The organism is Halorubrum distributum JCM 13561, assembly GCF_000337395.1.
GTDB lineage: Archaea > Halobacteriota > Halobacteria > Halobacteriales > Haloferacaceae > Halorubrum > Halorubrum distributum.
Genome location: NZ_AOJF01000032.1, coordinates 115,364 through 138,024 on the forward strand (window position 1 = coordinate 115,364; position 22,661 = coordinate 138,024).

The 22,661-nt window shown below is 72.0% G+C and carries 23 protein-coding genes; 11 read left to right on the plus strand and 12 right to left on the minus strand.

Features of this window, described 5'->3' with window-relative positions; translation table 11 throughout:
- Positions 1–38: 38 nt before the first annotated feature.
- On the minus strand, positions 39–527 hold the full coding sequence (locus C470_RS07305) for a cupin domain-containing protein (RefSeq protein ID WP_008366332.1): 489 nt from the start codon (positions 525–527) through the stop codon (positions 39–41).
- A 300-nt stretch (positions 528–827) separates the two neighbouring features.
- On the opposite strand from C470_RS07305, the gene C470_RS07310 reads away from it, so the two are divergent.
- Positions 828–2,399 (plus strand): alpha-isopropylmalate synthase regulatory domain-containing protein, encoded by a 1,572-nt coding sequence (locus C470_RS07310; protein ID WP_008366334.1) that lies wholly within the window; start codon positions 828–830, stop codon positions 2,397–2,399.
- A 61-nt stretch (positions 2,400–2,460) separates the two neighbouring features.
- Positions 2,461–2,772 carry a hypothetical protein gene (locus C470_RS07315; protein WP_004598810.1) on the plus strand — a complete coding sequence of 104 codons (312 nt, stop codon included), beginning with the start codon at positions 2,461–2,463 and terminating at the stop codon, positions 2,770–2,772.
- A 31-nt stretch (positions 2,773–2,803) separates the two neighbouring features.
- Here the strand turns inward: C470_RS07315 and C470_RS07320 are convergent, their stop codons facing one another.
- Both C470_RS07320 and C470_RS07325 read right to left on the minus strand, forming a co-directional pair.
- On the minus strand, positions 2,804–3,178 hold the full coding sequence (locus tag C470_RS07320; RefSeq protein WP_008366336.1) for a group I truncated hemoglobin: 375 nt from the start codon (positions 3,176–3,178) through the stop codon (positions 2,804–2,806).
- 59 nt (positions 3,179–3,237) lie between these two features.
- Positions 3,238–4,674: an MATE family efflux transporter gene (locus tag C470_RS07325; protein ID WP_008366338.1), complete on the minus strand. Its 1,437-nt coding sequence runs from the start codon at positions 4,672–4,674 to the stop codon at positions 3,238–3,240.
- Positions 4,675–4,828: 154 nt separating this feature from the next.
- On the opposite strand from C470_RS07325, the gene C470_RS07330 reads away from it, so the two are divergent.
- Both C470_RS07330 and ilvA read left to right on the plus strand, forming a co-directional pair.
- The gene (locus C470_RS07330; protein ID WP_004598807.1) at positions 4,829–5,236 is read left to right on the plus strand and encodes a gamma-glutamylcyclotransferase family protein; all 408 of its coding nucleotides are present in this window, start codon (positions 4,829–4,831) and stop codon (positions 5,234–5,236) included.
- A gap of 269 nt (positions 5,237–5,505) precedes the next feature.
- Entirely contained in the window at positions 5,506–6,717 is a 1,212-nt protein-coding gene (ilvA, locus tag C470_RS07335; RefSeq protein WP_008366340.1) for a threonine ammonia-lyase, read from the plus strand.
- 410 nt (positions 6,718–7,127) lie between these two features.
- Here the strand turns inward: ilvA and C470_RS07340 are convergent, their stop codons facing one another.
- The 5 genes from C470_RS07340 to folP form a co-directional block, all read right to left on the minus strand.
- Complete coding sequence (locus tag C470_RS07340; RefSeq protein WP_007995107.1) at positions 7,128–7,688, minus strand: hypothetical protein; 561 nt, start codon at positions 7,686–7,688, stop codon at positions 7,128–7,130.
- A gap of 138 nt (positions 7,689–7,826) precedes the next feature.
- The gene (locus tag C470_RS07345) at positions 7,827–8,897 is read right to left on the minus strand and encodes an NAD(P)/FAD-dependent oxidoreductase (protein ID WP_008366343.1); all 1,071 of its coding nucleotides are present in this window, start codon (positions 8,895–8,897) and stop codon (positions 7,827–7,829) included.
- A gap of 112 nt (positions 8,898–9,009) precedes the next feature.
- The gene (locus C470_RS07350; RefSeq protein ID WP_008366345.1) at positions 9,010–9,765 is read right to left on the minus strand and encodes a class I SAM-dependent methyltransferase; all 756 of its coding nucleotides are present in this window, start codon (positions 9,763–9,765) and stop codon (positions 9,010–9,012) included.
- A 100-nt stretch (positions 9,766–9,865) separates the two neighbouring features.
- Positions 9,866–11,356, minus strand: coding sequence for a DHH family phosphoesterase (locus C470_RS07355; protein ID WP_008366347.1), 1,491 nt, complete (start codon positions 11,354–11,356; stop codon positions 9,866–9,868).
- Between the two features lie 76 nt (positions 11,357–11,432).
- Positions 11,433–14,024, minus strand: a complete 2,592-nt coding sequence (gene folP / locus C470_RS07360) for a dihydropteroate synthase (protein WP_008366349.1) — start codon at positions 14,022–14,024, stop codon at positions 11,433–11,435.
- Between the two features lie 96 nt (positions 14,025–14,120).
- On the opposite strand from folP, the gene C470_RS07365 reads away from it, so the two are divergent.
- From C470_RS07365 to C470_RS07375, 4 genes are all read left to right on the plus strand, one after another.
- The gene (locus tag C470_RS07365; RefSeq protein ID WP_008366351.1) at positions 14,121–15,245 is read left to right on the plus strand and encodes an ABC transporter ATP-binding protein; all 1,125 of its coding nucleotides are present in this window, start codon (positions 14,121–14,123) and stop codon (positions 15,243–15,245) included.
- Entirely contained in the window at positions 15,242–15,997 is a 756-nt protein-coding gene (locus C470_RS07370) for an ABC transporter permease (protein ID WP_004598799.1), read from the plus strand. Before C470_RS07365 ends, C470_RS07370 begins: the two co-directional genes overlap by 4 nt.
- A gap of 88 nt (positions 15,998–16,085) precedes the next feature.
- Positions 16,086–16,229, plus strand: a complete 144-nt coding sequence (locus C470_RS15680) for a DUF7560 family zinc ribbon protein (protein WP_004598798.1) — start codon at positions 16,086–16,088, stop codon at positions 16,227–16,229.
- Positions 16,230–16,326: 97 nt separating this feature from the next.
- Positions 16,327–17,340, plus strand: coding sequence for an aldo/keto reductase (locus C470_RS07375; RefSeq protein ID WP_008366353.1), 1,014 nt, complete (start codon positions 16,327–16,329; stop codon positions 17,338–17,340).
- 12 nt (positions 17,341–17,352) lie between these two features.
- Here the strand turns inward: C470_RS07375 and hisH are convergent, their stop codons facing one another.
- Positions 17,353–18,006 carry an imidazole glycerol phosphate synthase subunit HisH gene (gene hisH / locus C470_RS07380; RefSeq protein WP_049897744.1) on the minus strand — a complete coding sequence of 218 codons (654 nt, stop codon included), beginning with the start codon at positions 18,004–18,006 and terminating at the stop codon, positions 17,353–17,355.
- A gap of 129 nt (positions 18,007–18,135) precedes the next feature.
- Between hisH and C470_RS07385 the strand changes: the two genes are divergently transcribed.
- From C470_RS07385 to C470_RS07395, 3 genes are all read left to right on the plus strand, one after another.
- Complete coding sequence (locus tag C470_RS07385; protein WP_008366355.1) at positions 18,136–19,194, plus strand: phosphate/phosphite/phosphonate ABC transporter substrate-binding protein; 1,059 nt, start codon at positions 18,136–18,138, stop codon at positions 19,192–19,194.
- 69 nt (positions 19,195–19,263) lie between these two features.
- Positions 19,264–20,070, plus strand: a complete 807-nt coding sequence (phnC, locus tag C470_RS07390; RefSeq protein ID WP_004598794.1) for a phosphonate ABC transporter ATP-binding protein — start codon at positions 19,264–19,266, stop codon at positions 20,068–20,070.
- Complete coding sequence (locus C470_RS07395) at positions 20,067–21,080, plus strand: PhnE/PtxC family ABC transporter permease (protein ID WP_007995117.1); 1,014 nt, start codon at positions 20,067–20,069, stop codon at positions 21,078–21,080. The genes phnC and C470_RS07395 overlap by 4 nt, the downstream gene beginning before the upstream one ends.
- Before the next feature lie 6 nt (positions 21,081–21,086).
- Here the strand turns inward: C470_RS07395 and C470_RS07400 are convergent, their stop codons facing one another.
- Genes C470_RS07400 through C470_RS07410 form a run of 3 tightly spaced genes read right to left on the minus strand, consistent with a single transcriptional unit; the run spans position 21,087 to position 22,521 of the window.
- The gene (locus C470_RS07400; protein ID WP_007344182.1) at positions 21,087–21,719 is read right to left on the minus strand and encodes a uracil-DNA glycosylase; all 633 of its coding nucleotides are present in this window, start codon (positions 21,717–21,719) and stop codon (positions 21,087–21,089) included.
- Between the two features lie 52 nt (positions 21,720–21,771).
- Complete coding sequence (locus tag C470_RS07405; protein WP_008366357.1) at positions 21,772–22,338, minus strand: endonuclease dU; 567 nt, start codon at positions 22,336–22,338, stop codon at positions 21,772–21,774.
- A complete protein-coding gene (locus C470_RS07410) occupies positions 22,339–22,521 on the minus strand; it encodes a DUF5786 family protein (protein ID WP_004598790.1) in 183 nt (60 codons plus the stop codon).
- Positions 22,522–22,661 lie beyond the last annotated feature (140 nt).

Consider the following 22,661-nt stretch of genomic DNA (forward strand, 5'->3'; position numbering starts at 1 on the left):
GCGGCGCGCGGCGGTCGACACCGCCCCGCGGGCCGCGATCAGGGCGAAAAGGAGGTCCCGCACTCGGTACAGGTGAACCGGAACCGGCCCTCGTCGGTGAGTTCCGTGTCGTGGACCCGGTCTTCGCCGCAGTCGCGGCACTCGACGATCGACTCGATCTGGTCCCAGTCGTGGCGCGCGCCCGGCGCGCCGATCGCCCACGCGACCACCTCCTCGTCGGCGTCCTCGGCCACGAACCCGGACTGGAACTCGCCGGGCGCGAATCGGATCGCCTCGTCGGGGCCGACCTCGACGCGCTCGCGCTCGCGCCCGACCTCGAACGTGGCGGTGCCCGAGCGCACGTAGAATATCTCCTCCTGGTCGCCGTGAGTGTGGAGACCGCCGGAGAAGCCGTCGCCGGGCGCGAGCTCGAAGTAGTTCATCGCGACGTGGTCGGCGCCGAGCGCGCGCGAGACCGGCTTTCGGATGTCGTGAACGCCCATCGGGTTCGTGACGACGTCGACGTCGTCGATCGCGGCTCGCTCCATGCGGGGTCGGTCGCAGGGGACCCCCCTAACGCTACCGGCGGTCGCATCGAGGATCCCTCGACGAAACCCGGGTCACAGCGAGGATCGCTCGGCCAAACCTGACGCGACCCGGCAGTTTATACGTGTGTACATCGTTCGCACGGGTACGAATGACGCGAGACACTCGCGATCGTTCGGAGGATAGAGGAAGTCGCCTCGCGGCGGCTGGCCGCGAAATTCTCCGACGATAACGACTCCGGGGCACGACCGCCCCGCGGCGGCACCGACCCCGAGACCACCGCAGAGCCGACGGACTCCCTTTTGACCCGAACACCACTCACCGACCTCGACGAGGTACAGCTGCTGGACACAACCTTACGCGACGGCGAACAGATGCCCGGCGTCTCCCTGACGCCCGGCGAGAAGGTCGACGTCGCCCGCGAGCTCGACGCCGCCGGCGTCCACCTGGTCGAGGCCGGCTCGGCGTGCACCTCGGAGGGCGAACGCGAGGCGATCCGCCGCGTCGCCGACGAGGGACTGGACGCGACCGTGACGAGCTTCGCCCGCGGCGTGAAACGCGACGTCGACCACGCGCTCGACTGCGGCGTCGACGGCGTGAACCTCGTCGTCCCCGCCTCCGACAAGCACGTCGAGACGAAGGTGGGGTCGACCCGCGACGAGGTCGTCGAGACGACGGTCGAACTCGTCGAGTACGCCAAAGAGCACGGCCTGTGGGTGGAGGTGCTCGGCGAGGACGGCTCGCGGGCCGACCTCGACTACCTCGAACGCCTGCTCGGCGCCGGCCTCGACGCCGGCGCGGACCGGATCTGCTACTGCGACACGGTCGGCGCGGCCGACCCCGAGCGCACCGCCGAAGTCGTCTCGCGGCTCGCCGACCGCGGTCCGACGAGCCTCCACACCCACGACGACCTCGGGTTCGGGCTGACGAACGTCCACGCGGGGCTGGCGGCGGGCGCCGACACCGTCCACGGCACCGTCCTCGGCGTCGGCGAGCGCGCGGGCAACGTCGCCCTCGAAGAGGTCGCGATCGCGCTCGGCGAGTCGTACGACGTCGACACCGTCGAGCTCGAACGGCTCTACCGGCTCTGCCGGACGGTCTCGGAGGCGACCGGCGTCGCGCTCCCGCCGAACAAGGCCGTCTGCGGCGCCAACGCCTTCGCCCACGAGTCCGGGATCCACACCGACGGCACGCTGAAGGACGGGACGATGTACGAGCCGTACCCGCCGGAGACGGTCGGGCGCGAGCGCCGGCTCGTCCTCGGGAAGCACGCGGGCCGCGCCGGCGTGAAGGCCGCGCTCGCCGAGCACGACGTGGCGGTCGACGACGACGAGCTGCGCGAGGTCGTCGCCCGCGTGAAGGAGCTCGGCGAGCGCGGCAAGCGCGTCACGGACGCCGACCTGCTGGCGATCGCCGACGACGTTCGCGGGCGCGAGCGCGAGCGACACGTCGAGCTCGTCGACCTCTCGGCGACCTCCGGGGGAAACCTCCCGACCGCCTCGGTGCGGCTCCGCGTCGGCGACGACGAGCGCGTCGCCTCCGGCACGGGCGCCGGCCCGGTCGACGCGGGGCTTGAGGCGGTCCGCACGGCGCTGGCGGGCGGCGGGGACGGCGAGCGCGGGAGCGACGACGAACGCGACGGCGTCGCCTTCGAGCTCGACTCCTACCACGTCGACGCCATCACGGGCGGCACCGACGCGGTCGTCACCGTCGAGGTCGACCTCTCGCGCGGCGACCGCTCGGTGAGCGTCTCGGCGTCGGACGCGGACATCACCCGCGCGAGCGTCGTCGGGATGGTCGACGGGCTCGACCGCCTGCTGGCCGCGGAAGCGGACGCCGCGGACGCCGAGCCGGGCGCCGTCGCCGACGACTGAGCGGCGGCCGTGCGCGCCGCGTCTGACGAGGTTTTTACCTGATGGCGTCCGACCTCGGGGTGTGAGCGTCGTCGTCGCGATCAAACCGTCCGCGCGCAAGCGGAACGCGAAGGTGGGCAAACTCGTCTTCGAGGACGGGACCCGCCACGCGTTCGAGAGCCGCGCGGCCGCCGAGCGCTGGGCGGACGACCTCTCGGCCGGCGACGGCCACGTCTGGGTCGCGAGCGCGCACCCCCGCGACGACGGCGACGCCGACTGTTACCTCGTCTCCCGGGCGACGAACGCGAAGCTTGAGGCCGCCTACGACAAGCGCCGGCGGCGGCTCCGCGGCGACGCGGGCTCCGAGCAGGAGTCGCTCGGCGGCGAGCCCTGACCGGCGGTCACTCGTCCGCTGGCGGGTCGCGCTACTCGTCCGCTGGCGGGCCGACGACGTCCCCCTCGAACCCGGAGACCGCCTCCATGACGGCCTCGCGGTCGGCGTCCCCGACGTCGAACTCGCGCAGCGCGTCGTCGAGGTGGGTCGCGACGATCTCGAACTCCGCGTCGGTGATCCCCAGCTCCTCGTGTGCGGTCGCCATCTCCTCGCCCTCGTACCGGATCGGGCCGCCGGTGACGGCGCTCAGGAACTTCGTCTGGTGCGAGCGCTGGTCGGCCATGTCCACGTCGTCGAAGTAGTGGTTCACCCGGTCGTCGGCGAGCACCCGGTCGTAGAACTCGCTGACGATCGCGCCGATCGCCGGTTCGCCGCCGAGGCGTTCGTACAGCGTCTCGTTCGACATACGCCGGTGACGGACGCCGGCCGTATCATTGTTCTTCTCCCCGCGCCGTCCGCGCCGCGTCACGGCGAGTCGTCCGCGGGCGAGCCGTCGCCGGACGCCGCGTCGGACTCGGCGCCGGGCCCGGACCCGCGCGCGTCCATCATGTCCGCGGCGCGGCTCGCCCAGTCCGTGTAGCGGAAGCCGGCGGCGACGACGAGCGCCATCCAGACGTAGGCGGCGGACACGCCGACGTACGCGCCTTCGGGACCGAACCCCGCGGTGCGCCCGAGCAGCCACGAGAGCCCCAAGAAGAGGCCGAACATGCCCGAGACGCGCGCGACGAGGGGGATCCGCGTCTCGCTGGCGCCCTGGAGCGAGCCGGAGAGCGCGGAGAAGCAGGCGAGGGCTGCGCCCGCGACGCCGTACACCCGCGCGAAGTCGACCGCGGACGCGACCGTCGCCGCGTCGTCGGTGAACACCGGGACGATCCGCGGGGCGGCGACGACGAGTCCGAGCCCGATCGCGCCGACCGTGAGCACGCCGAGGCTCGCGACGGCCCACCCGTTGAACCGCGCGCCCTCGGGGTCGCCCTCGCCGAGCGCCTGCCCGACGAGGATCGACGCCGCGACGTTGTAGCCGCGCGAGAGCGGCCCGGTCACCTGCTGGTAGACGCGGCGGCCGATCTGGAAGCCGGCGTTGACCGTCTCGCCGAAGCCGAGCAGCAGGGCGTTGAACGGGAACTCCGCGATCTCGGAGCCGAACCCCTCCAGCACGCGGGGGGCGCTCACGACGAGGAGCTGTTTCGCGACAGTGAGGTCGCGCGGCCGCGCGAAGTCCGCGTCGGTCCACGAGCCCCAGATTGCGAAACAGAGCAGCCCGGCCGTGAGCACGTTGGCGCCCGCGGTGGCGAGGCCGACGCCGACGACCTCCAGCCGCGGGAGGCCGAACAGGCCCAGGCCGAGGACGACCGACCCCGCGATGTTGACGGAGTTTGCGGCGATGTTGACGTACATCGGCGTCCGGGTGTCGCCGGTCCCTTGGAGCGCGCGGGCGCCGACCAGGGCGACGTGGCGGGCGGGGGCGGTCGCGAACACGATCGCGAGGTACGTCGAGCCGAGGTCGACGACCGCGGGCGAGGTCCGCTCGCCGACGAGCCGACCGAACACGTCGATCGCGAGCTCGCCGAAGAGGAACCCGAAGAGGACGAACGGGATCCCCGCGAGCGCGCCGAGCAGGATCGCCTGCGTCACCGCCTCGTCGCGGTTCTCCGCGGCGCCGGCGCCGGTGTCCTGCGAGGAGAGCGCGATGGCGCCGCCGCCGAGGCCGAGCCCGATCCGCAGCGGGAACCGGGCGTACAGGTCCGCGAGGCCGATGGCGACGACCGCGGCCGGCGAGAACAGCGCGGTGACGAGGATGTCGGTCGTCCGCATCGCGGTGCGGAACGTCTGCTCGGCCATGACGGGCCACGCGAGCGAGAACACGCGCTTCCAGACGCGCCGCAGCCGCGGGAAGTCCATGCGTCGCGTTCGACGAGCCCCCGCGGTATTGATATACCGGAGCCGGTCGGCGTCGCCGGCACTCGGCGTCGCAGGGGGCCGATCGCATCTCCGACCGACAGCATCGGACGGTGAGCGCCCGAACGTTGAAGCCCGCGAGCGACGCACGGTCCCCATGGACGTCTTCGTGTACGGCACGCTGACCGAGCCGGAGCGGGTCGCCGCGGTCCTCGGCTCGTACGTCTTCGTCGGCCCGGCGACGCTCGACGGGCTCCGGCTCGTCGAGGGGCGGTACCCGACGCTCGCGCCGGGCGGCGAGACGGCTGGGCGGCTCCTCCGGACGGACGAGGTCGACGCGCTCGACGCGTACGAGGACGTCGACGGCGGCCTGTACGTCCGCGAGACCGTGCCGCTCGACGCCCCGAGCGAGCACCCGGACACTGCCTCGGTGTACGTCGGCGACCCCGACCGGCTCGACGCGGACGCGACGTGGCCGGGCTCCGGCCCGTTCGGCGAGCGGGTTCGATCGGTCCTCGACGAGCGCGACGTGCGGGTGCGGCTCACCCCCCGAGATCCCGTCTGACGGAGCGATGACGGCGCCGCAGTCGTGCGGTTTCACTTTCGCTCTGGTAGCCTCACCTTTTTGTGTTCCCGTCGCCTCGTTTCAGGTGCACGTCACACGCGTGCATTCCCCCCCTTATCACCCGTGAGCCGCCGGGCCGTCGACCCGGATCGGCGCGGCGGCCGGGGCGGCGACCGCGGCGCCGCGGCCGCGACGCGCGGCCGCTTGCCGTCCGTTCTCGCGCGGGGTCGACCGGAACCGATTAGCGGCCGGCGCGGCGACGAGGTGGCATGCTCAGTCTTGCCGACATCCGCGAGGCGCGCGAGCGGGTCTCGGGCGTCGCCCGGCACACGCCGCTCGAGCGGTCGCGCTCCTTCTCCGAGATGAGCGGCGCGGACCTCCACCTGAAGCTGGAGAACTTCCAGCGCACCGGCGCGTTCAAGATCCGCGGCGCGATGAACCGGATCCAGACGCTCTCGGACGCGGAGCGCGAGGCCGGCGTCGTCACCGCGAGCGCCGGCAACCACGCGCAGGGCGTGGCGCTGGCGGCCAGCCGCGCGGGGGTCGACGCCACCGTCGTGATGCCGAAGTTCGCGCCCGTCTCGAAGGTGAAGGCCACCCGCGGGTACGGCGCGAGCGTCCGCCTGGAGGGCGTCGACTACGACGAGGCGCAGGCGTACGCGCACCGGCTGGAGCAGGAGGAGGACCGCACCTACGTCCACGCGTTCGACGACCCGGTCGTGATGGCCGGGCAGGGGACGCTCGGCCTCGAGATCGTCGACGACTGCCCCGAACTCGACACCGTCGTCGTCCCGATCGGCGGCGGCGGGCTGATCTCGGGGGTCGCGGTCGCGATCAAAGCGCAGCTCCCCGACGTGCGCGTCGTCGGCGTCCAAGCGGAGGGCGCGGCCTCGGCCGCGAAGTCGCTGGAGGCGGGAGAGGTGACGGAGATCGACAGCGTCGACACGATCGCCGACGGGATCGCGACGCGGTCGGTCGGCGAGGAGACCCTGGAGGTGATGGCGGAGTACGTCGACGAGGTCGTCACCGTCGACGACCGCGAGATCGCCCTGGCCCTCACGCTGCTCTTGGAGCGCGCGAAGACGCTCGTCGAGGGCGCCGGCGCGGTCGCGCTCGCCGCGGTGCTCTCCGACGCGTTCGAGTACGACGACGGCGAGACGATCGTCGCCGCGCTCTGCGGCGGCAACATCGACCTCAACCGCCTCGGCACCGTGATCCGGCGCGGGCTCGTCCAGATGGGCCGGTACCTCAAGATCACGATCGATTTAAAAGACCGCCCCGGCGAACTGGAGCGCGTCTCCAGCATCGTCGCGCGCACCGGCGCGAACGTGTACGCGGTCCACCACGACCGCACCTCGCGGGACGTGGCCGTCAACGCCGCCGAACTCGAACTGGAACTGGAGACCGACGACGCCGAACACGCCGCCGACATCGTCGACGCGCTCGAAGCCGAGGGGTACGAGGTGGAGATTCTGTCCTAAACCGGGCGAACACGGTGAGTATTTATAAATAGATCCGCGGTGGCGCGTGCCTCCGAGCGTCCGAAGGACGTGAGGAGCACGCGCGAGGGACGCGGCGACCGGAGCGAAGCGGAGGGAGCCGCGAGGCTGGGGAGGCGTGAGGTTGCGGTGCTGTGCGGGGCGGGACGCAAAGGGGCAGCCGGGAGGCCGCCGGAGGCGACATAAGCACCGCAGGGAGCGAACGGAGTGAGCGACTGAGGAGCGCAGCGAGCGTCCGGCGGCCTCCCGGCTGGGGCTTTGGCGGTGTTCGCCCCGGCAGCAGCCACGTGTCACCGAGCGGCTGGGGTTTTGGAGGCGTTCACCGTCGATCTGCGGTCATCTATTTATAAATGAACGGCAGGGACTGTGGTGGTGTTCGCCACGACCGTGGCTCACTCCGATGAGTTCGTGGAGTTGTCCGACCGTGCGGGCGCCGAAACGCTTCCGCTCACGCTCGTCGACCCGCCGAGGAGCGAGGAGTCCGAGTCGCCGCGCAGCGTCGTGACCGTCTCGCCGTCCTGTTTCACGATCAGGGTCCACGGATCGTCGCCCGCGGGAATCCGCATCGTGCCGTTGTAGCGGACGACGCCCGAACACGACCGCGACGCGTTCCCCGCCTCCTCGATCGGGACGTCGAGGACGTAGGCGGACTCGTTCAGCCGTTCGAACGTCGGGCCGCCGACCGCGTGCGAGGAACTCGGCAGGGAGACGTTTCGAGCGTACGTTATCTCGGTGTTCGGACCGCCGGCGACCACCGAGGTCGAACCGTTGGCCGCGAACTCGTCGGGACAGCGGACCTCGTCGGTATCGAAGTGGAGCAGCGCCGGCGGGTCGCTCGCCCCGCCGAGGAGGCCGCCGGGCCCTCCCGACACGGGGCCGGCGAGGGCGACGGCGCTACCGGTCACGAACAACGCGAGCGCAGCGGCGACGACGACCAGACCGCGTCTGTTCATCACGTTTCGAACGACGGGAGAGGCGCAAATAGTACCGCGTATGACTCAAAGAGGAGTTTGCGTCACCGATCGCGTCACGGGGGTGGACGGAGCCGTCGAGACGGTGAATCGAACGCGTCGGAACCGACGGACCGCGCTTCAGTCGTCCGCGGCCGCGGCGTCGACCTCGCCTTCGTACAGCTCGCCGGCGCGCTCGCGCTCGGAGAGGTACTCGTCGGCGTCGAGCGCGGCCTTCACGCCCATGCCGCTCGCGGTGGCCGCCTGCTGGTAGTGGAAGTCGACCACGTCGCCGGCGCCGAAGAGACCCGCAACGGCCGTGCGCGTCTGGCCGCCGCCGCGGCCGCCCTCGGTGATCAGGTAGCCGTCGTCGTCGGTCTCGATGCCGGTCCCTTCGAGGAAGTCGGTGTTCGGCGTGTGACCGATGGCGTAGAAGACGGCGCCCACGTCGAACGCGTACTCGTCGACCTCGTCGGCGGTCGCGGGGTCGTCGAGCTTCTCCGTCGGGTGGCCCTCGGGGTGCTCGACGAGCGTGACGTGATCGATGCCGTCCTCGGGGGTGCCGTGGATCTCCGTGAGCTCGGTGTTGAGGAGCAGCTCGATCTCGCCGTCGTCGACCTTGTCCATCACGCGCTCGATCCACACGTCCTCGGCGCGGAACTCCTCGCGGCGGTGCGCGATGTAGACGGTGTCCGCGAACTTCGTCAGGAAGTTCGCCTCCTCCATCGCGGCGTCGCCGCCGCCGACGACGAGCATGTCCTCGTCGCGGAAGAACGCGCCGTCGCAGGTGGCACACGTCGAGAGGCCGTACCCCATCAGATCGTCCTCGCCCGGGACGCCGAGCGTCCGGGCGCTGGCGCCCGACGCGGCGATGACGGCGTCGGCGGTGTACACGTCGCCGTCGGAGAGCGTGACCCGGAAGTGCCCGGCCGGCTGCTTCGAGACGTCCTCGATGACGCCGTTGCGGGCCTCGGCGCCGAACTTCTTCGCCTGCTCTTTCATGTCGTTGATCAGGCCCGGCCCGGAGATCCCCTCGGGGAAGCCGGGGTAGTTCTCCACGTCGGTCGTCAGGGTGAGCTGGCCGCCCGGCTCGTCGCCCTCGATGAGCAGGGGGTCGTTGTTCGACCGCGCGGCGTAGATCGCCGCCGAGAGCCCCGAGATACCGGTGCCGGCGATTATCAGTCGACGGTGTTCGACGATGTCGTCAGTCATGTCCCACAGTTGGCCGGCGCGTCGTATGTACGTTGCGACCGTTGCGCGATTTCCGCACGACCGGCCTGCCACTCAGTGCCAATCGCTCGACGGCGACACCGCGGCCGGCGTCCTACCGGACCGCGACGAACACGCTCCGATCGTCTCCGGGGCCGTACCCTTCGGCGACGTCGACGTCGTCGAATCCGGCCGCGGCGAGGGCGTCGGCGATCCGATCGTCGGTGAACGGCGTCATCGGGCGGCGGTCGACGAACGGGTCGCCGTCCGGCGTGAACGTCACCGCGCGCCAGTCGAGCCGACCGTCGCCGGTCGCGACGTGGTGCGCGACGCGGACGTACTCGACCGCGCCCTCGGCGTCGCGGCCGACGTCGAGCCCCGGTCGGTTCCCCTCTGGCGGCAGCGGAGAGTTGTCGAAGACGAGGACGCCGCCCGACCGCAGCCGGTCGCGGAGGCCGGCCAGCGCGGGGCCGAGGTCGGCCGGCGCGAGGTGGTTCACGACGCCGCGGATCGCGACCGCGGCGTCGAACGACTCCGCGTCTTCCAGGTCCGGATCCGGAAGGCCCGTCAAGCGGAACTCGACCGCTCCCGGGGCGTCGCCGTCACCGACGCCGCCGTCGACCCCGGCGCACTTCTCGCGGGCGACGCCCAGCATTCCCTCGTGGACGTCTATCGCGGTCACGTCGAGCCCGCGCGCCGCGAGCCGGCGGGTGTGCTCGCCGGTGCCGCAGCCGACCTCCAGCAGGCGCTCGGGGTCGACCCCGCGGTCGGCGAGCGCGTCGAACACGAAGGCGACGTCGCGGTCGTACTCCCACTCGGACTGGATCGCGTCGTACAGCCGGGGACGCTCGTCGTAGAGTCCGTCGGACATGGCGTCGATGGAGAGGGTATCGACGGCCGGCGAGGAGTGTCTTGCGCCGCCGCGAGAGGGGTTCGCACGGCGCCGCGAGAGGGGTTCGCACGCCCTCGGCTCAGTCCGTCGGGAACTCCGGCGGGAGCCCGGTCGGCTGCGCGGGCGCGTCGGCGAGCGCCTCGAAGAACCGCCCGGCGACGAACGCCTCGACGACGTCCGGCAGCGACTCGGACTCGGAGACCTCCGAGAGGATGCCGAGCGGGACCTGCGCGCCGGCCATCGAGGCGTGGCCGCCGGCCGAGCCCACGGGGTCGAGCGCGTCGCGCAGCAGCTCGCCGGCGTCGAGGTCGGCGCCGCGGGCGCGGGCGGAGCCGTAGATCACGCCGTCCATGTAGCCGTAGACGAACGTCACCGTCACGTCCTCCAGGTCGAGGAGCCGTTCCGCCGCCTGCGCGAGCGCGTCGCGGTCGGTGATCTCGCCGACGCAGGAGGCGGCCACCGGCCCGCGGACGTCGCGGTTCTCGATGGCGGCCGCGAGGACGCGCAGCGTCTCGGGACTCACGCTCGGGCTCTCGACGCGTTCGAGCGTCGACTCGTCGGCGTGCGCGAGCAGCGCGGCCGCCGCCTCGAAGTCGTCGATGGCGGTCGCGCGCGTGAAGTCCTTCGTGTCGATCCGGATGCCGTACAGAAGCGCCGTGGCGAGGTCCCGCTCCGGCGCGATCCCGTACCGCGAGAGGTACTCGGAGATGAGCGTGCTCGTCGCGCCGACGGCGGGACGGATGTCGACGAACGACCCCGCGACCGGCCCCCGCGGCGGGTGGTGGTCGATCACGACGTCGACCGGGTGGCCCTCTGGGAGGCTGTCGTTGATCCCCGCGCGGGAGTGGTCGACCAGGGCGACGCCGCCGTACGCGTCGAGGTCGACCTCGTCGAACGGCCGCAGCCCGATGTCGAGGAGGTTCACCAGCGCGCGGTTCTCCTGATGGGCGATCTCGCCGCCGTAGCAGGCGTCCGCGTCGACGCCGATCGACGCCGCGATCCGCGCCAACCCGAGCGCGCTCGCGATGGCGTCCGGGTCGGGGTTGTCGTGCGCGACGACCAGCAGCGGCCCCGAGAGCCCACGGAGCGCCGAGAGCAGGCGGGCCGGCTTCTCGTCGTCGGCGGCGTGGGCGAACTCCGCGTCGGCGTCGGCGCCGCGGCCGCCGTCGAGGCCGACCGCCTCGAAGACGCGACCGGCGACCGCCTCGACCGGGTCGACCACGCGGTCGGCCACCGCCTCGACCGCCGCCCGCTGCTCGTCGGTCGGCGCCGTCCCGAGGTGCGCGACGATCAGCGCCGCAGGGTACCGCTCTCGGGCCGCGCGGGCGGCGGCGACGTTGCGTTCGGCGTCGTCGCTCGCGACCAGCACGACGGCTGCCGAGTCCGGGTACGTCCCCGGGTCGGTCGGGTCGGCCTCGACGGTCGCGACGTTGCGGTCGCGCAGCGTCGACACCCAGCCGGTGTCGTCCGTGATCGCCACGAGGTCGTCGCGCCCGCCGCGCTCGTCGCGGGCGTGTTCGACGAGCGCGTTCCCGACCGCGCTACAGCCGAGCAGCAGGCGCCGGGTCATACCGGCGCGAGGGGGTCGCGAGGCAAAACGCTGCCGTCGGCGCGGCGCGAGGCCGGGACCGGAGCCCGGTCCCGAGTCATTCCGCGTCCTCGCCGTCTCCATCGCGCAGCGCGCCGTCGTCGTCGCGCAGCGCGCCGTTCACCGCGGCGGCGACATCGACCGCCGCGCGGTTCTCGGCGACGTCGTGGACCCGGACGATGTCGGCGCCGCGGTCGGCCGCGAGCGCGGTGCCGGCGACCGTCGCGTGCTCGCGGTCGTCGGCGTCGCGCCCGACCGCGCCGTACAGCGACTTGTGCGAGTGGCCGACGAGGACCGGGCAGCCGAGCGCCGCGAACTCACCGCAGCGGGCGAGCAGCTCGAAGTCCTCCGCCGGCGACTTCCCGAAGCCGAGGCCGGGGTCGACGATGACGCGGTCGCGGTCGATGCCGGCCGTGTCCGCCAGTGCGAGCCGCTCGCGGAGCTCGTCGACGGCCTCGCCGACCACGTCGTCGTACTCGGGGTCTGCGTCCGGGTCGACCGGCGCGTCGAGGCTGTGCATCACGATCACCGGGCAGTCCGCCTCCGCGACGACCGAGCGCATCTCGGGGTCCTCCAGCCCCGTCACGTCGTTGATGACGTCCGCGCCCGCGTCGAGCGCCGCCTCGGCGACCGCCGGCTTCCGGGTGTCGACCGAGACCAGCACCTCACCCGACTCGACCGCGGACACCGACTGGATCGCCTCGATAGTGGGGACGACGCGCTCGATCTCCGCCTCGACCGGGACCGGCTCCGCGCCCGGGCGGGTCGACTCGCCGCCGACGTCGACGATGTCGACCCCGGCGTCGACCATCCGCTCGACGCCCGCGACCGCGTCGTCGAGGTCGGCGTGGCGCCCGCCGTCGTGGAAGGAGTCCGGCGTCACGTTGAGCACGCCCATCACCGCGGTGCGGTCGGTCCACGGGAAATCGGGGGCTGCGGCGTCCCCCTGTTCTTCCATCCCGACCGCCGCGGCGAGGTCGGCCGCCACGCCCCCGAGGCCGCCGGCGTCGGCCGCCCCGAGGCGGTCGACGAGCGTGCGGAGCTCGCCGACCGTCCCCGCGACGGTGACCGGGACCTGCTCGCCGCCGGCACCACGATCCTCGTCCGCGCCGAGGCCGCCGAGCGCGGCGTCGCCGCCGACCGCTCGGGCCTCGCTCGCGACGCGCTCCGCGCGGTCGCCGCGCAGCCGGAGCGTGAGGACGCGGTGGTCGACGCCGTCCCGGTGGGTCGCGACGCCCGCGGGCGGAACGCCGGCCGTGTCGAGCGCGTGCGTCGCGTCGTCGGCGCCGCGGACCGCGCGTTCGCGGACCGTTCGCGTCCGGGCAGCCCGGCCCTCCGCGACCGCGAACAGCGAGCCGACGAGCAGCACGCAGTCGTCCGGGTCTGCGCGGTCGACCGCGGTCGCGAGCGCGTCCGCCACGTCGTCGCCCGCCGTCACGCTGTCGACGCCCGCCGACCGCAGGGCGGCCGCGAGCACGTCGGGGTCCTCGGCGCGGTCGATGGCGGGCCGACAGGTGACCGCCGTCGCGGCGTCGGGGAGCGCCGCGGCCGTCTCCGCGTGGTCCTTGTCGTGCATCGCGGCGTACACGAGGTGGAGGTCGTCGTAGTCGTACTCGTCGAGCGTCGCCGCGAGCGTGCGGGCGGCCGCGGGATTGTGCGCGCCGTCGAGGACGGTCAGCGGCGCGGTGTCGACCACCTCGAAGCGGCCGGGCCACGTCGCCCGCGCGAGGCCGTCGCGCACGGCGCGGTCGGGGAGATCGGTCCCCAGCGCCGCCGCCGTCCGGTCCGCGAGCGCGACGGCGACCGCCGCGTTCGCGGCCTGGTGGCGGCCGACGAGGGGGATCCGATACGTTCCCTCGCGCTCGCCGGCGAGCGAGACCTCGGCGTCGGTGGCGCTGACCCGGCCCTCGTAGGTCGCCGCGAACGCGGGCGGGTCGGCGGCGTCGCGCTCGCCGCCGTCTGACTCGTCGCCGTCCGACCCTCCGTCGCCGGTCACCCGCGTCACCGGCGCGCCGGCCTCGCCCGCGACCTCGCGCACGACCGCCAGCGCCTCGCCCTCGCAGGCGGTGACGAACGGCGCGTCGGGGCGGGCGATCCGGGACTTGGTGCGGGCGATCTCCGCGATCGTGTCGCCGAGGACCGCGGTGTGTTCGAGCGAGACGTTCGTCACGGCGGTCGCGGCGGGGTCGACCGCGCTCGTCGCGTCGTACTCGCCGCCGAGGCCGACCTCCAGGACGGCGACGTCGACCTCGCGCCGCGCGAACTCCCGGATCCCCATCGCCGTGACGACCTCGAAGAAGGTGAGCGGCTCGCCGGCGGCCGCCCGGTCGATCAGCCACGGGCGCACCTCGTCGACGAAGTCGGCGATCGCGGCCTCGGTCATCTCCCGGCCGTCGACGCGGACCCGCTCCGAGAGCGCGGAGAGGTGCGGCGAGGTGTACAGCCCCACCGACAGCCCCGCCTCGCGGAGGATCGACTCCGTCAGCCGCGCCGCGCTGCCCTTCCCGTTCGACCCCGCTATCTGGACGAACGGGACCTCGTCCTGCGGGTCGCCGAGGTGCGCCAAGAGCGCCTCCACCCGCTCCGTGCCGGGCTTGACCGAGAAGCGGCGGAGGTCGAAGAGGAACGCCGCCGCCTCGTGGTAGTGCATACGCCGTGGGTCGGGAGCGCGTCGCTTATGCGTAACGGAGCGGGACGAGTCGACCGAAAAGCAACCCTTACGCGCGCCGCGACCGCACCCGATCGCATGGACGAGACAGCGACCGACGCAGCGGTCGACGCGCCCGGCGAGGGAGCGGGTCCGGGCGCGGCTCCCGCCGAGGCCGGCGAGGGAGCCGGCCCGAGCGCCCCCGACGCCGCCGGCGGCGACCCCGTCGTCGTCGGCGAGGGGGTTCGCAAGTCGTACGGCGACGTCGACGCGCTCGACGGGGTCGACCTCGACGTCGCCGCGGGCGAGGTGTTCGGGCTCATCGGCCCGAACGGCGCCGGGAAGACGACGCTCGTGCGCGCGCTGACGGGGACCACCGAGGCCGAGGGCGACCTGCGCGTCTTCGGCGAGTCCCCGCGGGACGTCGAGCCGAGCCGGATCGGGCTGCTCCCGCAGTCGTTCGATCCGCCCGCGCGGCTCACGGCCCGCGAGCTGGTCGACTACTACGGCGGGCTCTACGACGCGGCCCGGGACACCGAGTCGGTCCTCGACGACGTGGGGATGGCCGACGACGCGGACGCGTGGTACGAGACGCTCTCGGGGGGACAGAAGCGCCGCACCTGCGTCGCGACCGCCGTCGTCAACGACCCCGACCTCCTCTTCCTCGACGAGCCGACGACCGGGATCGACCCCGCCGGCCGGCGGGCGATCCACCGGCTGATCGAGCGGCTCGCGGCCGGCGGCACCACCGTCTTCCTCACGAGCCACGCGATGGACGAGGTCGAGCGGCTCGCCGACCGCGTGGCCATGCTCCGCGACGGGCGGGTCGTCGCGAGCGGCGCCCCGGAGCGGCTGGTCGCCGACCACGGCGGCGCGCCCCGACTGGACGCGACCCTCGCAGACCCGACGACGGAGGCGACAGTCGAGACCGTCGCGGCGGGCGTCCGAGAGCGACTCGGCGGCGAGCCGACCGTCGAGGCGACCGACGACGGCCTCCGGGTGCGCGGCGTGCGACCCGAGGCGATCGGCGACGCCGTCGCCGCGCTCGACGACGCCGGCGTCGCCTTCGACTCCCTTTCGTGGTCGGAGCCGTCGCTTGAGGACGTCTACCTGCGGCTCACCGGAGAAGAGTACGCGCGTCGAGGCGGCGAGGGAGGGACGGCCGAGACGGTCCCCGACGGTGGCGGGGCGACCGAGACCGCCTCTGAGGGAGGCGACCGATGACCCGCCTCGGCCGGATCCGGACGGAGGCGGTCGCGGCGGCGCGCTCGTTCACCCGCCGCCGGACCGCGGTGTTCTTCACCTTCTTCTTCCCGGTCATCCTCGTCGTCATCTTCGGCGCGCTGGTGCGGACCCAGCCGACAGGGGGCGGCCTCTTCGCGGAGCCCGCGGGCTACTACATCCCGGGCTACCTCGCGGTCGTCGTCCTGTTCACGCCGCTGTCGCGGGTCGGCTCCGAGATCGCGCGCCACCGCGACGGCGGGCGGTTCGAGAAGCTGGCGACCACGCCGCTCTCCCGCGCCGAGTGGCTGCTCGCGCACACGCTCGTCAACGTCGGGATCATCGGCGCCGCGAGCCTGCTCATCCTCGGGCTCGTGCTGGCGGTGACCGACGCGACCCTGATCGTCTCGCCCGCGCTCGCCGCCCTCCCGGTCTTCGTCGCGGTCGCGGTCGCGCTGTTCTGCGGGCTCGGCGCCGTCCTCGGCGCGCTCGCGGACTCGCAGGACGGCGTGATCGCCGCGAGCAACACGGTGGCGCTCCCCCTCCTGTTCCTCTCGGAGACGTTCGTCACGCCGTCGCTGCTGCCCGAGTGGTTCCTGCCCGCGGTCGCGGCCTCGCCGCTGACGTACTTCGCGCGGGGGACCCGCGCCATCACCTTCGAGGGCGGGGCGTGGGCCGGCGACCTCTTCGTGTTGACCGCGCTCGCCGCCGTCTTCCTCGCGGTCGGGGCGTACGCGGTGCCGCGGACGGAGTGACCGGGCCGCCGCTCGCTCACCGGCCGCGGTCCGGGAACCGTCCATTTATGTCCGCAGCCCGCGTCCGGGGAAGACGAGAGGAAAGCCGTTGACCACCGTTCACTTCACCTGTCCGGACTGCGAGCAGACCATCGAGGTCAACGACGCGATGCGGGAGACGATACTCGAGTCCGGCTGTCCGGTGTGCACCGCGACCGCGGCGGAGGGGGACTTCGCCGTGACCTGCGAGTAGCCGCCGCCCCCGCTCCCGTTCTCGGCGATAGGCGAGCGTTCACACACCGCATCCGGTTGCTGAGGCTTTTTGCGTCGACCGGGACAACCGTGCGACGATGACGCCCGAACTCGACGAGATCGATCTGGGAACCGTGCCGCTCGGCCGAACCGGCCTGCGGACGAGCGAACTCCAGTTCGGCACGTGGCGGTTCGGCCGCGTGACCGAGGCGGGGAACGTCGAAATCGACGAGGAGCGCGCCCACGAGCTGCTCGACGCCTACGAGACCGCCGGCGGACGGTACATCGACACCGCCGACGTGTACGGCGGCGGCGACTGCGAGCGCTGGATCGGCGACTGGCTCGCCGAGCGCGACCGCGAGCGCTACACGGTCGCCTCGAAGGTGTACTGGCAGATCCGCGACGGCGACCCGAACAGCCGCGGCACGAACCGCAAGAACGTCCGCCACCGCGTCGACGCCCTGCTCGACCGGCTCGACACCGACTACATCGACGTCCTCTACATCCACCGCTGGGACGACGAGACGCCCGCCCGGGAGCTGATGAAGACCCTGAACGGGCTCGTCGAGTCCGGCAAGGTCCACTACCTCGGCGCCTCGACGCTCCGCCCGAACGCGTGGAAGGTCGCCCGCGCCAACGAGATCGCCCGCAGCGAGGGGTGGGAGCCGTTCAAGGTGCTCCAGCCGCGCTACAACCTCGTCGACCGGGAGGTCGAGGGGGACTACCTCGAGTTCGCGCGCCAGCGCAACCTCGCCGTCTCCCCGTGGAGCCCGCTCGGACAGGGCTTCCTGACCGGGAAGTACGACCGCGACGCCGACCTGCCAGACGACTCGAAGGCCGCCGAGTCGAGCCGGTTCCAGGAGGCGTACCTCACCGAGGAGAACTTCGACGTCCACGACGAGCTCGACGCCGTGGCCGACGAGGTCGACGCCTCGCCCGCGCAGACCGCGCTCGCGTGGCTCGCGCACCGCGACGGCGTCACCGCGCCCATCGTCGGCGCTCGGACCGTCGACCAGCTCCGCGAGAACCTCGCGGCCGCGACGATCGACCTCTCCGACGAGCATGTCGAGCGCCTGACCGCGGCCAAGCCCGGCCCGTACGACGCGCTGTAAAAGGTAACGTCGCTACTGCTCCGCGCAGTAGTCGACGAAGTTCCGCAGGATCTTCAGCCCCGTCTCGCCGCTCTTCTCGGGGTGGAACTGCGTGCCGAACACGTTGCCGGCCTCGTTGGCGACGACCGCCGGGAAGTCGACGCCGTAGTCGGCGGTGGCGACGACCGCGTCTGCGTCGTCCGGCGCGGCGTAGTAGGAGTGGACGAAGTAGGCGTGCTCCCCGTCGACCCCCTCGACGATCGGGTGGTCGCGCGAGACATCGAGCTCGTTCCATCCCATGTGGGGCACCTTCCGGTCCACGTCGAAGCGGACGTTGGTGCCGGGGACCAGATCGAGGCCCGTCACCTCGCCTTCGCCCTCGTGGTCGGCCTCCTCGCTCGTGGTGAGGAGCATCTGCATCCCGAGACAGATCCCGAAGAGGGGGCGGCCCGCCTCTGCGTGGTCGGTCAGCGCCTCGCGCAGGGGGCCGGCGTTCTCCATCCCCTCGCGGAACGCGCCGACGCCCGGGAGGACGACGCCGTCGGCGGCCGCGAACGCCGCGGGGTCGTCCGTTATCTCGACGGATGCGCCCGCGCGTTCCAGCCCGCGGGTCGCGGACCGGAGGTTTCCGAGCCCGTAGTCGACGAGGGCGACGGACACCTCTCGATCCGTTGGTGATTCGTCCATGTCTCCGATACATCACCTGCGTGGAAGTCAGTTTCCATCCGGGATCCATTACAGAGCAGTATATACCTGTCCGTATATTTGAACAGCAACACTTTTGATAGATCAGTAGAACGCCAATATGTACTCCTCATGGAGCGACGACGCCAATTCCTCAAGGTCGCGGGCGCAGCAAGTATCGTTGGACTCGCCGGCTGTAGCGGCGGCGGGGACGGCTCCGATGGTTCGGACGGCGGCGACGGCTCCGACGGGTCCGACGGGTCCGACGGCTCCGACGGCTCCGACGGGTCGGACAGCGAACCGGAGATGACGTTCGGCGGCGACGGCACGGTCGACTTCGGCATCTCTCCGTCCGTCCCGCAGGAGGACCTCAACGTACAGTACTCCCCGCTCGAAGAGCACATCGGGAGCTACCTCCGGGAGAACTACGATGTCCCCAGCGACCTCAGCGTCGAGGGGACCATCGGAAGCAACTACAGCGCCATCATCCAGTCTCTCGGCCAGGGAACGCTGGACATCGCCGAGACCGGGCCGTTCGCAGCCGCGCTCGGCGTGAAGACCGGCAACGCGGAGGTCATCCTCCAGCGGTACGGCTACGGCGGCTGGACGTACAAGAGCATCATCGCGACGCCGAACGACAGCGACATCACCGAGCTGTCCGACCTCTCCGGGAAGACGGTCGCGTTCTCCGACCGGCTCTCCACCAGCGGCGCGCTGTACCCGCTGTACAGCATGTCGAGCCAGGGCGGCCTCGACGTCGGCGAGCTCCCCGAGGGCAACGGCTCGCAGGCCGAGTTCGACGCCCGCTTCGCCGGCGGCCACGTCGGCTCGTACACCCTCCTCGAACAGGGCCAGGTCGACGCGGCCGCGATGGGCGGCTTCGTCCGCGACACGAAGACCGGCCCCACGCCGGACGAGTGGCAGGAGGTCGCGACTACCCTCCACGAGGACGAGGGGCTCCCGCGCGCACCGATCGTGGTCTCGCCCGAGCTCGACGACGACGTGAAAAGCGCCATCCAGGAGGCGTTCCTGGAGGGTCCGGACAGCATCTACTACGGCGCCGACGGCGAGGACGGCACCGGAGACGACCTCTGGTTCAGCCGCGTCCGCGAGGCGGACCAGGAGGACTACCAGTCCGTCATCGACGTCGCCGACGAGCTCGGCGTCGGAACTGACATCTTCAACCAGTAGGCCCCGTTCGATCCCCACTTCGGATCGTTTTTCACGCGATCGGTCCGTTCTCGGACAAACTCACACCTCATGCCAACGATCGAATTCGAAGACGTCAGCAAGATATACGACGAGGACACCGTCGCCCTCGACGACGTGTCGTTCACCATCGACGAGGGGGAGTTCGTCATCCTCCTCGGTCCCTCCGGTGCCGGCAAGTCGACGATGCTGCGGGTGTTGAACGGGCTCACGCAACCCACCGAGGGGTCCGTTCGCATCGGCGGCGAGGAGCTCCAAGGGAACCGCAGCGGGGTCGGAATGGTGTTCCAGGAACACTACCTCATCGAGAGCAAGACCGCGTTCGGCAACGCCCTGTCGGGGGCGCTCTCGCGGAACGGCCTCCTCCGGAGCGCTCTCGGGATGCACGACGACGAGGACAAGCGGACCGCCCTGGAGGCCCTCCAGACGGTCGGGCTCCTCGACGAGGCCGGCCAGCGCGCCGAGTCGATGAGCGGGGGCCAGAAACAGCGCGTCGGGATCGCCCGCGCGCTGGTCCAGAACCCCGAGATCGTCCTCGCCGACGAGCCGGTCGCCAGCCTCGACCCGAAGGCCGCCCGCGACGTGATGCGCTACCTGAAGAAGGCGGCGACCGAGCAGGACCTCACCACGGTCACCAGCCTCCACCAGGTGAACATCGCCCGCGAGTTCGGGGACCGGTTCCTCGGCATCCGCGACGGCGAGGTGATCTTCGACGGCGACGCCGACGACCTCACTATGGACGAGATGGACCGGATCTACTACGGCGAGGCGCAGGGCGGCGAGACCGTCCCGACCGGCACGACGAGCGAGGAGCTGGGCGAGACCGACGCCACCGCCGACGGAGGTGAGCGGGCGTGAGCTCGCCGGACTCGGCGATCGACGACCAGTTCCGCGCGCTCGAACGGCTCCGCCGGCTCAAGTACCTGCTGTGGGGCGTGCTGCTCGCCGCGGTCCTCGGCGTCACCTACTGGGGGCTCGGCTTCATCGGCTTCCAGTCGAGCGTCGTCGCCGGGCGGCTCCCGGGGATGTACGAGTTCATCTCGACCGGCTTCTTCCCGCCGGACTTCCAGAACTTCACGATCTACACCAAAGACCAGGGGATCAGCGGGCTCCAAGCGATCCCCGCGAGCTTCAGCGACGGCGGCGCACACATCATCGAGAGCTTCCAGTCGTCGCGGCAGTCGCTGGTGAAGGCGAGCCTCGTGACGCTCCTCCTCGGCTTCATGGGCACCGTGTTCGCCTTCCCGTTCGCGCTCGTCCTCGGCGTCCTCGGGAGCGAGCGCGTCACGCCGTTCCCCCTCAACTTCATCTTCCGGGGCACCCTCAGCGGCATCCGCGCCATCCCCGCCATCGTCTGGATCTTCCTGTACATCCCCATCGGGCCGCCGGGACAGGTCACCGCGGTGCTCGCGATCGCGACCGACAGCATCGGGAACCTCGGCCGCCTGTTCACCGACGACCTCGAGGAGATCGAGGAGGGGCCGATCGAGGCGATCCGGTCGACCGGCGCGTCGGGCACCCAGACCGTGAGCTTCGGCATGCTGAGCCAGGTGTCGCGCTCGTTCATCGCGTGGACGCTGTACATCCTCGAGATCAACACCCGGATCGCCATCTCGCTCGGCGTCGTCGGCGCCGGCGGCCTCGGGCTGATGATCCGGAACAGCCAGGACCTCTTCGAGTTCCAGCAGACCGCCGCGGGGCTGGTGATGGTGTTCATCGTCGTCCTCGGCATCGAGCTGATCTCCTCGCGCATCCGCGCCCGGCTCCGGCCCGGCGAGCACGAGGGGAAGGGACTCGTCGAGGCGATCCGCGGCCTGTTCGACGCGAAGAAGTGGCTCGGCGTCGGCGACCGGTCCGACCGGAACTGACGCCGCTCAGAACTCGCCGAGCCGCGACTGGCCGTCCCCGCCTTTCTCGTCCCGTTCTCCGACGCCGCTCAGCTCGGCCGCCCGAACGATCGTCTCGAAGAAGCCGTCGCGCTGGCTCCGGTCGTACAGCGTCGCGGCCGGGTGGACGGAGAGTAAGAGTCGTCGGGACTCGCCGGCGAGGCGGGCGTCGACGACATCGCCCGACTCGGAAGTGATCGCCACCGAGCGGTCGAGGAGGTGTTCGCTCGGGACTTTCCCGAGCGTCACGATCAGCGCCGGGTCGAGGCGGTCGATCTCCGCTTCGAGGTGGCCCCGGCAGTTCGACAGCTCCTCGGTCGTCGGGTCGCGGTTGTCGGGCGGGCGACACCGCACGCAGTTCGTGATCCGCACGTCGGCGCGGGCGAGCCCCGCGTCCCGCAGGGCCTCGTCGAGGACGTCTCCCGAGCGCCCGACGAACGGCTCGCCCTCCTCGTCCTCGGTGGCGCCCGGCCCCTCGCCGACGAACAGCAGGTCCGCGTCGGTCGGGCCGATCCCGTCGACGATCCGGCTCCGAGACTCGACCAGTTCCGGGCACCGCTCGCAGGCCGGAACGCACAGGTTCTCGTCGAGGCCGGCGCCGTCGCCGCCGTGTTCGCTCATACCACCGGCTCCGGGCGCGGTCGTCTAAGTAGCGTCGGTCGCCTCGGAGCGGTCACTCCCCCGTCGCCGCCTCGCGGTGCGCGCTCGCGGCCAGCGCCGCGATCCGGAGCGGCTCGCAGCGCCGCTCGCCGTCGCGGGTAAGCCCCCTGACGGCCGCGGCGGCGTCCTCGGGGTCGACGCCGACCGCGCGGACGAAGCGGGGATCGCCGGACTCCGGGGGATCGACGCGGATCCGCGGCGGCAGCGACCGGTAGGTGTCGAGGCGTTCGGCGAGCGCGTCGCCGTCGAACGCGTCGCGGAGCGCCGGTTCGAGCCCGGGGCTCGCCTCGTAGCTCACGGCGTAGACGGGGCGGTCGAGCGCCTCGCGGAGTCGGTCGAGGTCGAGGAGGTTGAACCACGCGGGCGCGACGCCGGCGCAGGCGACGTGGCGGACGTCCTCGCGGTCGAGCGCGCGCCAGCAGTCGATGACCGCGTCGGTCGCGTCGGTTCCGCCGACGGTACAGGTCGCGAACGCGAAGCCGTCCGGCGTCCCGTCGACGCGAACGACGGCGCCGGCCGCGTGGCTCACGTTGCGGTCGTCAGAGAAGGCGACGCCGAGCGTACGGCTCGGCGGGTCCACTCACGCGTCCTCGGATTTGATCTCCTGGAGTCGGTCGAGAAGCTCGTCGTTCGAGGCGCCGGGCTCGTAGTCGACGGACCCCTGGTGGCTCTCCTGGGCAGCCCGGACACCGTCGTCGTCGTCGAAGTCCGCGTCCAGGTCCTGATTCTCCTGTTCGGACTCGTCGTAGCTGCCGAAGCCCATATGTGTGTGAAGCTAACAGGGCGCGACGGATAAATCCACGGCCGCCACCGAGGGTCGCGTTAAGTTAGAGGATGAGGCGGACGAGTTCTGAGTGTCTATGGCAGAATTCGACCGCCTCAGCGAACGTATCGCGTGGATCG